Below are 12,830 nucleotides of genomic sequence, written 5' to 3' on the forward strand. Positions count from 1 at the left end.
GATCGACAGCCGCAAATTTTCGCCAGTGCTGCCGCGTGCTCCTTCGCGCCGCTGCGGCCGCCCCCCTGTTTCGGGTGTTTTGCCTGGTAAGCGAGTTATATCCGTGGGAGATCTCACGTCGCCTCACCTGGATGTTTGGTTTCCACGATGCAACGATCTCGTTAACTTGGCTAAGTAAACACCTCCGCGAAGGGAGCACAGCGATGTGCGGAATCTCCGGCTGGATCGACTTCCGCCGAGACCTGACCCGGGAACAGCCCGTGATCGACGCGATGTGCGAGACCATGGCCTGCCGCGGGCCGGACGACTCGGGCACCTGGGTCCAACCGCACGCCGCCCTCGGGCACCGCAGGCTCGCGATCATCGACCTGCCCGGCGGGACCCAGCCGATGGAGGTCCAGACCCCCGACGGCAAGGTCGGCATGGTCTACAGCGGCGAGGCGTACAACTTCTCCGAGCTGCGCGGTGAACTCCGCCGCCGCGGGCACCACTTCGACACCGACAGCGACACCGAGGTCGTGCTGCACGGCTACCTGGAGTGGGGCGCCGACGTCGCCGAGAAGCTCAACGGCATGTACGCCTTCGCCATCTGGGACACCCGGACCGAGCAGCTGCTGCTGATCCGCGACCGGATGGGCATCAAGCCGCTGTACTACCAGCCCACCGAGAACGGCGTGCTGTTCGGCTCGGAGCCGAAGGCGATCCTGGCCAACCCCGAGGTCGACAAGGTCGTCGACGCCGACGGGCTGCGCGAGCTGTTCTCCTTCACCAAGTCCCCCGGCAAGGCCGTGTGGCAGGGCATGCACGAGGTCAAGCCCGGCACCATCGTCACCTTCGACCGCAACGGCCTGCGCGAGCACACCTACTGGCAGCTCGACGTCGCCGAGCACACCGACGGGCAGGACGCCAGCGTCGGGCACGTGCGCGAACTGCTCGACGACATCGTCGCCCGCCAGCTCGTCGCCGACGTGCCGCGCTGCGTGCTGCTGTCCGGCGGGCTGGACTCCAGCGCGCTGACCGCGCTGTCCGCGCAACAGCTGCGCGAGCAGGGCGAGACGGTGCGCAGCTTCGCGGTCGACTTCGTCGGCCAGACCGAGAACTTCGTGCCCGACCCGGTGCGCGACACCCCGGACGGGCCGTACGTGCAGGACGTGCACAAGCACGTCGGCTCCGAGCACAAGGACATCGTGCTCGATCCGCAGTCGCTGGCCGATCCGGCGGTGCGCCGCGCCGCAGTGGCCTCCCGGGACCTGCCGATGGGGCTCGGCGACATGGACAACTCGCTGTTCCTGCTGTTCAAGAAGATCCGCGAGCACTCCACGGTGGCGCTGTCCGGCGAGTCCGCCGACGAGGTCTTCGGCGGCTACAAGTGGTTCCACGACCCCGAGGTGCAGCAGGCAAACACCTTCCCGTGGCTGGCGTTCGGGATGGCCCGGCACGCCCAGAGCGACGGCAACGAGGTCCTCAACCCCGGCATCGCGCAGCGGCTGGACATCCCCGGCTACATCCAGTCCGAGTACGACCAGGCCGTGGCGGCCATGCCGCGCAAGGAGACCGACAGCCCGTTCGAGGCCAAGATGCGGGAGATCTGCTACCTGCACCTGACCCGGATGGTGCGCAGCCTGCTGGACCGCAAGGACCGGCTGAGCATGGCGGTCGGGCTGGAGGTCCGGGTGCCGTTCTGCGACCACCGGCTGGTGGAGTACGTGTTCAACACGCCCTGGTCGCTGAAGACGTTCGACGACCGGGAGAAGAGCCTGCTGCGGCACGCCACCTCCGACGTGCTGCCGAAGTCGGTGGTGGACCGGGTGAAGAGCCCGTATCCGTCCACTCAGGACCCGAAGTACGCGGGTGAGCTGCAGAAGCAGGTCGCCGACCTGCTCTCGACCGGGGACCGGTCGCTGGAGCTGATGAACGAGCAGTGGGCGCGGTCCGCGGTCCGGCTCGATCCGTCCGAAGTGGACACCAACACGCGGAACATGTTCGAGCGGATCCTCGACGTGTCCCAGTGGTTCGACCTGCACAACCCGACCATCAAGGTCTGAGCGAAGCCCGAGTGAGCGGACCGTTCGCCCGGCAAGATTGGTCGAACGGTCCGCTCACTTCGCGCACATCCGCGCGCGGAACTCCCCGACACTCCCGAGTCGCCACTCGATCAGCGGAACTGCTCTCGGAGTGAACGGCCTGTTGGTCCCAATAGATTGGGCAAACGGTCCGTTCACTCATGGAGGAACAGCGTGCTCAGCTCAGCGGGATGAACAGGCGGAAAGTGCTGCCGCCGGAGGGGTTCGCGGCGAGTTCGACGCGGCCGTTGTGCGCCTCGGCGATCGCGGCGGTGATCGCCAGGCCGAGGCCGGTGCCGCCCTCGGAACGCTCCCGGCCGTCGTCGACCCGGTAGAACCGGTCGAAGATGCGGCGGGCGTGCTCCGGCGCGATGCCCGGGCCGCGGTCGCTGATCGAGACCACGCCCATCGCCGTGCCCGGCTCGACCGGCGCCCCCGCACCGACCGCGTCCGAGTCGTCCACCGCACCGTGCTCGACCTCGATCCGCACCGGCGTGCCGGGCGTGGTGTGCACCAGCGCGTTCGTCGTGAGGTTCGTCAGCACCTGGCGCAGCCGGTGCCCGTCGCCGAGCACCCGCACCGGGCGCTCCGGCACGACCAGCTCGATGTCCCGATCGCCGTCGCGGACCCGCGCGTCCCCCGCCACGTCGCGCGCCAACGGCACCAGGTCCACGTCCACCAGGTCGACGGAACGCTCGCGGTCCAGCCGGGCCAGCAGCAGCAGGTCCTCCACCAGATCGCTCATCCGCACGGCCTCGCCTTCGATGCGGGACATCATCATCCGCACCGTCTCCGCGTCCGGGTCCTCGCTGCGCCGGTAGAGCTCGGCGAAACCGCGGATCGAAGTCAGCGGGGTGCGCAGCTCGTGCGAGGCGTCCGCGACGAACCGGCGCAACCGGTGCTCGGACTGCTCCCGCTGCTGCAACGCGGAAGTGAGGCGGCCGAGCATCGTGTTCAGCGCCGCGCCCAGCCGGCCCGTCTCGGTGCCCGGGTCCTGGTCCGGGATGCGCCGGTCCAGCTCGCCGGTGGCGATGGCGTCGGCGGTGTGCTCGATCCGGGTCAGCGGCCGCAGCCCCAGCCGCACCGTCACCAACGCGGCCACCACCAGCACCGCCACCACGACCGCGCCGACGCCCAGCTCGATGAACATCAGCAGCTGCAACGGGATGCCGACGTTGTCGGTGGTCAGCGCCAGCGCCCGCACGCTCCCGTCCGGCAGCGTCACCGTGCGCACCCGCCAGTTCGCACCACCGAGGCTGTCCGGCACGGTCGCGAACTCGTGCTCCAGATCGGAGGGGTGGATCACCGGGCGCTTCGGGTCGCTCGCGGAAGGCCCGTCGATGCGCACCAGCCTGCCGTCCGCGTCGAACAGCAACACCCGGAAGTCCGTGGGCAACCAGTCCGGCTTGTCGTGCGGATCGCGCTGCCCCGGTGGCGGCCCCGGCGGCGGGCGGCCGTGCTCCCACGGGCGGGACATCTCCCGCAGCCGGTCGTCGAGCCGGTCCATCAGGGACTTCTTGAGCATCACCTGGTTGGCGAACCCCATGGCCAGCAGGCCCGCCACGGTCGCGCCGATCAGCACCAGCAGCAGCCGGCCGCGCAGCGTCCGCGGCAGCAAGCGCTTCAGCATCGTTCCTCCGGCGGGATCCGGAGCACGTAGCCGACGCCGCGGATGGTGTGGATCAGCGCGGGCTGCACGAAATCGACCTTGCGGCGCAGGTAGCTGATGTAGGACTCGACGATCCGACTGTCCCCGCCGAACTCGTAGTTCCACACCCGGTCCAGGATCTGGGTCTTGCTGACCACCTTCTCCGCGTTGATCAGCAGGTAGCGCAGCAGCTTGAACTCGGTCGGCGAGAGGTTCACCAGCTTGTCCGACCGGCGCACCTCGTAGGTCTCCTCGTCCAGCTCCAGGTCGTGGTAGTGCAGCCGCGAATCGGGCTCGGCGAGCTGCGCGGGCTGGGCGCGGCGCAGGATCGCGCGCAGCCGCAGCACCACCTCGTCGAGGCTGAACGGTTTCGTCACGTAGTCGTCGCCGCCCGCGGTGAGCCCGGCGATGCGGTCCTCCACCGAGTCGCGCGCGGTCAGGAACAGCACCGGCACGGCATCGCCGCCGGTGCGGAGCCTGCGGGCCACCGCGAAGCCGTCCTGGTCCGGCAGCATCACGTCCAGCACCACGATGTGCGGGCGGAAATCGCTCGCTGCGCTGAGCGCCTCGGCGCCGCTTGCCGCGCCCTGCACCTCGAAGCCGCTCAGCCGGAGGGCGGCGGTGAGCAGTTCCAGGATGTTGGGTTCGTCGTCGACGACCAGCACGCGCGCCGAGGGCGTCTTTCCATCTTCCACTTGGCCAGGGTCTCTCACTCGTCTGAGCAGTCGCTGAACGGACGCTGGGAACCCGCCGGACGCCGCCGCGAGCACGCGCGTTCTCCCGGAGTGAACGGACCCGTTCACCAATCCGGCCGGACCAACAGGCCGTTCACTCCGGGATGCGTTGCGCTGATCGGATGGCGTGCGGGCGTGTCGGCGCGCCTCTCGTAGCGCGTGAAGGTCCCCTTTGCCCGGTGCACGGGGGTCGGGCGGAGGGGACCCGCACTTCGGCGGGGTTAGGCGCGGCAGTCGTAGAGCTGGGTGGAGTCGCCGCCCATCTCGTCGGACTCGGTGGTGGCGCCGTAGGTCGCCGGGGGCACCTCGGTGCAGTTCTGCTGCACCCATTGCTGGCGTTCGGTGCGCTTTTCGCCGCCGGGGCCTTGGGAGCGCTGCGAGCCGCCGGGACCATTCTGATCAGCGGCGCCCTGACCGGGGCCAGCCTGACTGTGGCCGCCCTGACCGGACCCGCCCTGCTTGCCCGAACCGCCGGGGCCGCCCGGGCCGCCGCCGGGGCCGCCGCCGAGCTGGACGAAGCCGAGCTGGCCGGTGCTCTTCCACTCCGTGAGCTGCTGCACCGAAGGGGCGTCGTCGCTGCCCATGAACCCGCCCATGCCGACCGCGGGCAGCTCGCTGTTGATCAGGTAGGAGGCGGCGCCGTGCGAACCGCCCTCGACCGCCAGCGGAACCTTCCGATCACCGGCGTTGCCTGAGACGTAGGCGAGCAGCGATTTCTGCTCCGCGCTGAGCGATTCCTCGCCGCCCGGGCCGCCGGACATCCCGCCGCGCCGTCCGGGACCGTCGCCGCCCTGCTTGCCGTCCTGGCCTTGCTGACCCGAACCGGGCCGACCCGGCCCGGATTGACCACCCGGCGAGGACATCCCGGGCGGACCGCCCCCGCCGGGCCCCATGCCGCTGGACGGCCCGGCCATCGGGTTGGCCCCGCCCATGCCGCTCTCCCCCGAGGCCGCGGCCGCCACCGACCACACGCTCGGCACCACGAGCGCCGCAGCCAGCGACAACGTCAACGCGACCTTGCCGAGCGCGGCCCGGCTCCGCCCGAGCAGCAACGCCGCCACCGCGAGCACGCCGAAACCGATCGCCAGGTACGCGGCCCAGACGTTCCACTCCGGATCGCGGTAAACGAGCACCACCGCCCAAGCGACCGTGAGCAGCACGCCGGCCGGCAGCAGCAGCCAGGTTTTCCGCTGCGGCGCCCGGTAAGCGCGCCACGCAGCGACGATTCCCGCGCCCGCGACGGCACCGATCGCCGGAGCCAGCATCGTCGTGTAATAGGGATGCATCGTGCCCTGGGCGAAGCTGAACATGAACCAGATCAGCACCAGCCAGCCACCCCACAGCAACCAGCCCGCCGCGCGCTTGCGGTCGAACGGCTCACCCGCCCGCCGCCGCAGCACGGCACCGACCACGACGCCGATCAGCACCAGCGCGCACAGCGGCATCAGCCAGCTGATCTGCCCCGCGAGCTTTTCGTTGGCGAAGCGCAGGATCCCGGCCTCGCCGGAGAAGCCGCCACCGGGCCCACCGCCCGGTCCGCCGCCACCGCCGCCGTTGCCCTCGCCGCCGAGGACCCGGCCGAATCCGTTGTAGCCGAGGATGAGGTCCAGTGCGGAGCCGTCTTCGCTGCCGCCGATGTAGGGCTTCGGGTCGGGCCACAGCATGGTCGCCGCGACCCACCAGAACGACGACACCAGCACGGTCGCTGCTGCGATGGCCAAATCGGCGATGCGTCGTGTCCACGAGGTCTCGCGGCCCACGAGGTAGACCGCGATGAACACTGGCAGCACCATCCAGGCCTGCAGCATTTTGGTGAGGAAGCCGCAGCCGATCAGTGCGGCGGAGGCTGCCAGCCACCAGCTGGCCCGCGAGGCACGCTCCGCTGACAAGGCCCGGGTCAGCGCGTAGGCCGCGGCGACGACCAGTAGCACCAGCAGGGTGTCCGGGTTGTTGTCCTGGTTGATCGCCACGGTGATCGGGGTGAGCGCCATGACCAGCGCCGCCAGCAGCGCCGCGTGCTCACCCGCCCATCGCCGCACGGTGCGGTGCAGCAGGAACACGGCCGCGACTCCGGCCAGCACTTGCGGCAGCAGCATCGCGACTTTGTTGTAGCCGAGCAGCAGCACCGAGATCACTTGGACCCACAGCGCCATCGGCGGTTTGTCCACTGTGACCACTCCGACCGGGTCGAAAGAGCCGAAGAAGAAGTTCTCGAAGCTCTGCGACATCGATTTGACGGCCGCGGAGTAGTAGCTGTTGCCCCAGGAATCGCCGATTCCCCACGCGTAGAGGGCGCCGGCGAGCAGGCAGATCGCCGCCAGTGCCGCCGGTTGCCACCGGCTGCGGTGTGCGGCGTCGGCCGCGCCCGCGGTGGGCGCGCCGAGTACGGCCGTGGTGGTCATGCTGTTTCCTTTTCGCTCATCGAGGCGGTCTCCGCCCCGTTTCCAGCAGCGGGGTTTCCGGCGGGGTTGTCGGCGGCGGGCCGGAACACCCACGAGCGCAGCAGCACGAACCGCAGCGCCGTACCGACCACCGAGGACACGATCAACACGAGAACTTCCAGCCATCGCGAGGAATCCGGCGCCGCCGCGTCCAGCCACAGCAGCGCCCCGGAGGTCACGACGTAATACAGGGCGAACACGATCAGCCCTTGCAGGTGCACGCGGCCGGAGGCGGCGGCGCGCCCGACGAAGGTGAACCGGCGATTCGCCTCGGTGTTCCACAGCGTCGTCACGGTCAGCGCCACCAGGTTCGCCAGCAGCGGTGGCCACCAGCTGCGCAGCAGCGCGTACAGCACCGAGGTGACCACAGTGGACACGATGCCGATCAGCCCGAACGAGAACAGCTGCCACAGCAACCCGTTCTCCCGCTCGGCCAGCACCGCCTGCGGATGCTCGGCGCGCGGCTCGGGCCTGCGCGGCAGCCCGGTCACCGTCGCGGCACCGGTCACTTTCGCGCGGGCGACCCGCAGCAGCCCGGCGAGGTCGTCGGTGGCGGTCTTGGTGACGTTGACGCGGGTGTCGACGTCCTCCACCCAGTCCACCGGCACCTCGTGCACCCGCAGACCGTTGTGCTCGGCCAGCAGCAACAACTCCGTGTCGAAGAACCACGCATCGTCGTGCACCTGGTGCAGCAGCGGACGCACCACATCGGTGCGGGCGGCCTTGAAGCCGCACTGCGCGTCGGAGAACCGCGCGCCGTGCGTCCAGTGGATCACCTTGTTGTACGCGCGGGAGATCATTTCCCGCTTGGTCCCGCGCACGGTCCGCGAACCCGGCGCCAGCCGCGACCCGACCGCCAGGTCCGAATGACCGTTGACCAGCGGCGCCACCAGCGGCAACAACGCGTCCAACCCGGTCGAGAGGTCCACGTCCATGTAGACCACCACGTCCGCGTCGCTGTAGCCCCAAGCCGTGCGCAACGCCAAACCACGGCCCTTGCGGTCCAGGTGCAGCACCCGCACGTTCGGCATCGTCTCGGCCAGTTCGTTCGCCACCCGCAGCGTGCCGTCCGTGCTCGCGTTGTCCACGACCGTGATCGACCAGTCGAACGGGAAATCCCGTCTCAAGTGCTCCCCCAGCACCTGCAGGCAGCCCGGCAGGGACCGCTCCTCGTTGTAGACCGGTATCACCAGGTCGACCGTGGCCGTCGCGCGCGGCGCAGTGCCCCGCCGCGCGGTCTCGACACTTCCATGCGGCATCACGTTCATTCCTCTCCCGCTCGTAGCTCGCGGCCGGCACCGATGGCGACCCGTGCTCCATGAAGCACGGCCGGGTTGTCCAGGACCTCGGAACGAAATGGGAGTTGGCTGGGAATCGGCGGGCCGCCGCGGGCACGCGCCCCGCGGCACCGCTGCGCACCGGGGCGGCCGGGCGCTGGATCGATCGCGGGATTCCCACCGGGTTCCCAGCCGGTTCCCAGCTTCGCGCGGCACCGTCGGGCCGCAACGGCGAGCGGAGGAGAAGTGTTGAGCAATCCGGAACGGTCTCGCGCAGCCCGGCTAGTGCTGGGCGAGGTCACCGATCCGCCCTGGGCACGGCCCGCGTTGATCGGAGTGCTCGCGCTGGCCGCGGTGCTCGGCACGTGGGCGCTGTCGATCAACGAGTGGGCGAACACCTACTATTCGGCGACCGTGCTGGGCATGACCCAGAGCTGGAAGGCGTTCTTCTTCGGCGCGGTGGACGCGGGTTCGTTCATCACGGTGGACAAGCCGCCGCTGGCGCTGTGGGTGCAGGCGCTGTCGGCCCGGATGTTCGGGTTCAACACGTGGAGCCTGCTGGTGCCGCAGGCCATCGCCTCGGTGCTGACGGTGTGGGTCGTGCACCACGTGGTGCGGCGCGCGTTCGGCCACGTGGCGGGGCTGCTGGCGGCGCTGGTGCTGGCGGTGACTCCGATCGCGGTGGTCATGGCGCGGCACAACAACCCGGACGCGCTGCTGGTGCTGCTGGGCGCGCTGGCGCTGTGGGCGGCGTCCAACGCGATCCGCTCCGGAAAGCTGCTGCCGCTGGTGTGGTGCGCCGTCGCGGTCGGGCTCGCGTTCAACGTGAAGATGCTGCAGGCGTACTTCGTGCTTCCGGTGATCGCGGTGGTGTACCTGGTGGCCGGGAAACCGCGCTGGACGCGGAAGTTGCGGGATCTCGGTGTGGCCACGGCCGTGCTGGCGGTGGTGAGCGCGTCCTGGATGGTCGCCGTGGACGCGACGCCCGCCGATGCGCGGCCGTACGTCGGCGGCAGCACCGACAACACCGTGCGTGAGCTGCTGCTCGGCTACAACGGCCTCGGCCGCGTGTTCGGGCAGGAGCACATCGCTTCGCCCGGGATGATGGGCGGTGGGCCGGGTGGTCCCGGCGGACCCGGTGGGATGCCGGGGCAGATGCCGCCCGGCGGGCCGGGCGGGCCCGGTGGCGGTAGTCCCGGTGGTCCCGGTGGCGGGCCTGGTGGCGGCGGTCCCGGCGGTGGCCCCGGCTCGGACGAAGGCAGCTTGACCAGGCTCGTCAGCGGCCAGGTCGCCGGGCAGATCGCCTGGCTGTTCCCGCTTGCCGCGTTCGGCACCGTCGCGGCGCTGGTCTACCTGCGCGGGCGCCCGCGCAAGGACGCGCAGCGCGCGGATTTCCTGCTCTGGGCCGGAACTCTGCTGGTGACGGCCGCGGTGTTCAGCTTCGCCTCCGGCATCTGGCACCCGTACTACACCGTGGCGCTGGCGCCTCCGCTGGCAGCCGTAGTCGGCATGGGCGTGGTGAGCATGGCCCGGTTGTACCGTGTCTCGTCCTGGTGGGGCGCGCTGTTCCCGCTGTCGGTCGGCTGCACCGGCGTGTGGTGCGGGTCTTTGCTCTCCGGCTCCGATTTCCTGCCGTGGCTGCCGCCGATGGTCGCGGTGCTCACGGCGGTGTCGGTCGGCGTGCTAGGGCTGATGCTGGCTTTCACGCGCCAGCGGCGGATGCGCAGGGCGAAGCTGCTGGTCGCGGCAGGAACGGCGGGTCTGGTGGCGATGCTGTCCGGACCGATGTCCTACGCGCTGACTCCGCTGAGCGAACCGGTGCAGTCGACCTTCCCCAGCGCGGGACCGTCCGGCGGCGGTCCGAGCGGTCCGGGCGGTCCGGGACGAGGCCGCGGCCCGATGTCGGACGGTTCGCAGGCCCGCCGTGCGCAGAACTCTCCCGGACAGCACGGCCCGAGCGCGCCGAACTCCCCCAGCCTGGACGGCGGATCGCCGAATGCCCAATCACCGGGCCAGATTTCCCGCCGCGGCGGCCCGGGCGGCAGCAGCGAACTACCCGACTCCGCGGTGCGCTACCTGACCGCCCGGCACCACGGCGAAACCTGGCTCGTGGCCACCGTCGGCGCCATGGTGGCCGCACCGGTCATCCTGCGAACCGGCGAGCCGGTGATGGCCGTCGGCGGCTACAACGGCAACGATCCGGCGCCCACAGTGGACGAACTCCAGCGATACGTCCGCGACGGCGAACTTCGCTTCGTGTGGACCGACGGGACATCCGGCGTCCGCAGCATGGGCGGCGAGGTCGACACCCGGGTAGTCGACGAGTCGATGGGCTGGGTCGCCGCGCACTGCACCGCCGTGGCTCCCGCCGAATACGGCGGAACGGAGCCGGTTCCGGCGGGCGAAACGCGGCTCTACGACTGCGCGAAGCCGCGCTGATGAACCGCCGGAGCATCCTGCGGATCGCCGCCGCACTGCTGCTGGTGCTGTCCGCGACGGGATCCGCCGCGCCCCGGGAACCCGTTGCGGCGCAACAACTTCCGGTTTTCCCGGCGGAAACTCCGCCGATGGGCTGGAACAGCTGGAACACCTTCGGCTGCGACATCGACGAGGCCAAGGTCCGGCGCGCCGCCGACGCCCTGGTACGCTCGGGGATGCGCGACGCCGGCTACCGGAACGTGGTCGTGGACGACTGCTGGTACGAACCGCAGCGCGACACGGCCGGGAACCTGCGCGCCGACCGCGCACGCTTCCCGAGCGGAATGGCCGCCCTCGGCGACTACCTGCACTCCCGGGGCCTGCGATTCGGCCTCTACATGTCGCCGAACGTGCGCACCTGCGCGCAATTCACCGGCGCCTATCCGGGAAGCACCGGCAGCGGCGACCGCGAGCTCGGCGACGCCCGGACCTTCGCCGCCTGGGGCGTGGACTACCTGAAGTACGACTGGTGCCACGGCGCAGGTTCCACCCGCACCGCCCGCGCCGCGTTCACCACGATGCGCGACGCGCTGGCCGCCACCGGCAGGCCGATCACCTACAGCATCAACCCGAACAGCAATTTCCCCGGCGCACCGGGAGAAACCGAGAGCTGGCGCGGCGTCGCGCACCTGGCGCGCAGCACCGAGGACATCCAGCCGGTCTGGGACACCGGGCACACCAACGAACATCCGATGGGCGTGCGCAACATCATCGAAGTCCTCAGTGGACTCCCCGACCGGCCCGCGCCCGGCTATTGGAACGACCCGGACATGCTCGAAGTCGGCGTGAACGGCCACCCCGGCCTGAACCACGAAGAAGCGCGCACGCACCTGAGCATGTGGGCGATGTTCGCCGCCCCGCTCATCGCGGGCAACGACCCGAGCCGGATGAGCCCGGCCGACCACGACCTGCTCACCAACCCGGAAGTCCTGGCCGTCGATCAGGACCCGCTCGGCCACGCCGCACACCGCGTCACCGGCGGCGACCACCAGGTCTGGACGCGCCCACTGCAACAGGGCACCGCCGTCGCCCTCTACAACCGCAGCGACCAACCCGCCCGAATCAGCACCACGCCGGCCGAACTCCGCCTGCCACCGGGCGATCACCGCATCCGCAACCTGTGGACCGGCCACCACTACCGCACCACCGACCCGATCTCCGCCGACGTCCCCGCGCACGGCACGGTCCTGCTGCGGATCGACTCCGCCCGGCGGTAACTACCGGCTCAGTAGTGCGCGTTGCGGGGCTTCGGCTGGCAGGACGGGCAGGTGTAGGAGGAGCGGTTCATGAACGAGTCGCGGCGCACGATCGCGCCGCAGCGCGGGCACGGGTGTCCGGCCTGGCCGTACACCGCCAGCGAACGGTCGAAGTAGCCGGACTCGCCGTTGACGTTGACGTAGAGATCGTCGAACGAGGTGCCGCCCGCCCGCAGCGCATCGGCCATCACCTCGGTCACCGCTTCCAGCAGCCGCCGCACCGCGGGCCGCGTCAACGTTTCCGTCGGACGCGCCCAGTGCATCTTGGCCCGCCACAGCGCCTCATCGGCGTAGATGTTGCCGATGCCGGAGACCAGCGACTGGTCCAGCAGCGCCCGCTTCACACCGGTGCGCCGCGACCGCATCTTCGCCACGACCGCTTCGGAGTCGAAAACCTTCTCCAGCGGATCCGGCGCGATGTGCGCCACCGGCGTCGGCAGCGCCACGCCGCCCACGTCGACCAGGTCGGCCAAGCTCAACCCGCCGAACGTGCGCTGATCCACGAACCGCAGCTCCGGGCCGCCGTCGGTGAACCGGAACCGCACCCGCAGATGCTTCTCGTCCGCGGCGCCCTGCGGCTGCACCAGCAGTTGGCCGCTCATGCCCAGATGGGTCAACAACGCCTCGCCGGGCACCGCACCGTCTGCGGTGCCGACGAACTCGGTCGACTGGGTGCGCCCGGCCAGATCGTCCTGCGCGGGCAGGTCGTCGCCGAGCTCCAGCCACAGGTACTTGCCGCGGCGCTGCGCCGACCACACCGTGCGACCGGCCAGCCGCCCCGCGAAATCTTGCGGACCGGGCACGTGCCTGCGCACCGCACGCTGGTGCAGGACTTCCACAGTGGACAACGTGCGGCCCGCGACGTGTTCGGCCACGCCGCGCCGGACGACCTCGACCTCGGGCAATTCGGGCAACGCGCGCACCTCTCCACCG

At 70.5% G+C, this 12,830-nt stretch carries 8 protein-coding genes; 3 read left to right on the top strand and 5 right to left on the bottom strand.

All coding sequences use genetic code 11. The annotated features are described in order from the left end of the window. Nucleotides 1-203: 203 nt before the first annotated feature. On the top strand, nucleotides 204-2,045 hold the full coding sequence (gene asnB / locus INP57_RS11865) for an asparagine synthase (glutamine-hydrolyzing) (protein WP_200070196.1): 1,842 nt from the start codon (nucleotides 204-206) through the stop codon (nucleotides 2,043-2,045). A gap of 196 nt (nucleotides 2,046-2,241) precedes the next feature. Here asnB and INP57_RS11870 read toward each other — a convergent pair whose 3' ends face one another. The 4 genes from INP57_RS11870 to INP57_RS11885 all read right to left on the bottom strand — a co-directional run bounded on the left by INP57_RS11870 (nucleotide 2,242) and on the right by INP57_RS11885 (nucleotide 8,145). Next, on the bottom strand, nucleotides 2,242-3,693 hold the full coding sequence (locus INP57_RS11870; protein WP_233627353.1) for a sensor histidine kinase: 1,452 nt from the start codon (nucleotides 3,691-3,693) through the stop codon (nucleotides 2,242-2,244). Then, entirely contained in the window at nucleotides 3,687-4,406 is a 720-nt protein-coding gene (locus INP57_RS11875) for a response regulator transcription factor (RefSeq protein ID WP_295149641.1), read from the bottom strand. Before INP57_RS11875 ends, INP57_RS11870 begins: the two co-directional genes overlap by 7 nt. Before the next feature lie 260 nt (nucleotides 4,407-4,666). Beyond that, nucleotides 4,667-6,847, bottom strand: a complete 2,181-nt coding sequence (locus INP57_RS11880; protein WP_200070198.1) for an ArnT family glycosyltransferase — start codon at nucleotides 6,845-6,847, stop codon at nucleotides 4,667-4,669. Continuing rightward, the gene (locus INP57_RS11885) at nucleotides 6,844-8,145 is read right to left on the bottom strand and encodes a bifunctional glycosyltransferase family 2/GtrA family protein (protein WP_200070199.1); all 1,302 of its coding nucleotides are present in this window, start codon (nucleotides 8,143-8,145) and stop codon (nucleotides 6,844-6,846) included. Before INP57_RS11885 ends, INP57_RS11880 begins: the two co-directional genes overlap by 4 nt. 267 nt (nucleotides 8,146-8,412) lie before the next feature. Here INP57_RS11885 and INP57_RS11890 point away from each other — a divergent pair, with 267 nt between their 5' ends. Both INP57_RS11890 and INP57_RS11895 read left to right on the top strand, forming a co-directional pair. Next, nucleotides 8,413-10,602, top strand: coding sequence for a glycosyltransferase family 39 protein (locus INP57_RS11890; protein ID WP_200070200.1), 2,190 nt, complete (start codon nucleotides 8,413-8,415; stop codon nucleotides 10,600-10,602). Next, complete coding sequence (locus INP57_RS11895; protein WP_233627354.1) at nucleotides 10,602-11,858, top strand: glycoside hydrolase family 27 protein; 1,257 nt, start codon at nucleotides 10,602-10,604, stop codon at nucleotides 11,856-11,858. Before INP57_RS11890 ends, INP57_RS11895 begins: the two co-directional genes overlap by 1 nt. An 8-nt stretch (nucleotides 11,859-11,866) precedes the next feature. On the opposite strand, the gene mutM is transcribed toward INP57_RS11895, so the two are convergent. Further along, complete coding sequence (gene mutM, locus INP57_RS11900) at nucleotides 11,867-12,811, bottom strand: bifunctional DNA-formamidopyrimidine glycosylase/DNA-(apurinic or apyrimidinic site) lyase (RefSeq protein WP_200070201.1); 945 nt, start codon at nucleotides 12,809-12,811, stop codon at nucleotides 11,867-11,869. Nucleotides 12,812-12,830 lie beyond the last annotated feature (19 nt).

This window comes from Saccharopolyspora galaxeae (assembly GCF_016526145.1).
GTDB lineage: Bacteria > Actinomycetota > Actinomycetes > Mycobacteriales > Pseudonocardiaceae > Saccharopolyspora_C > Saccharopolyspora_C galaxeae.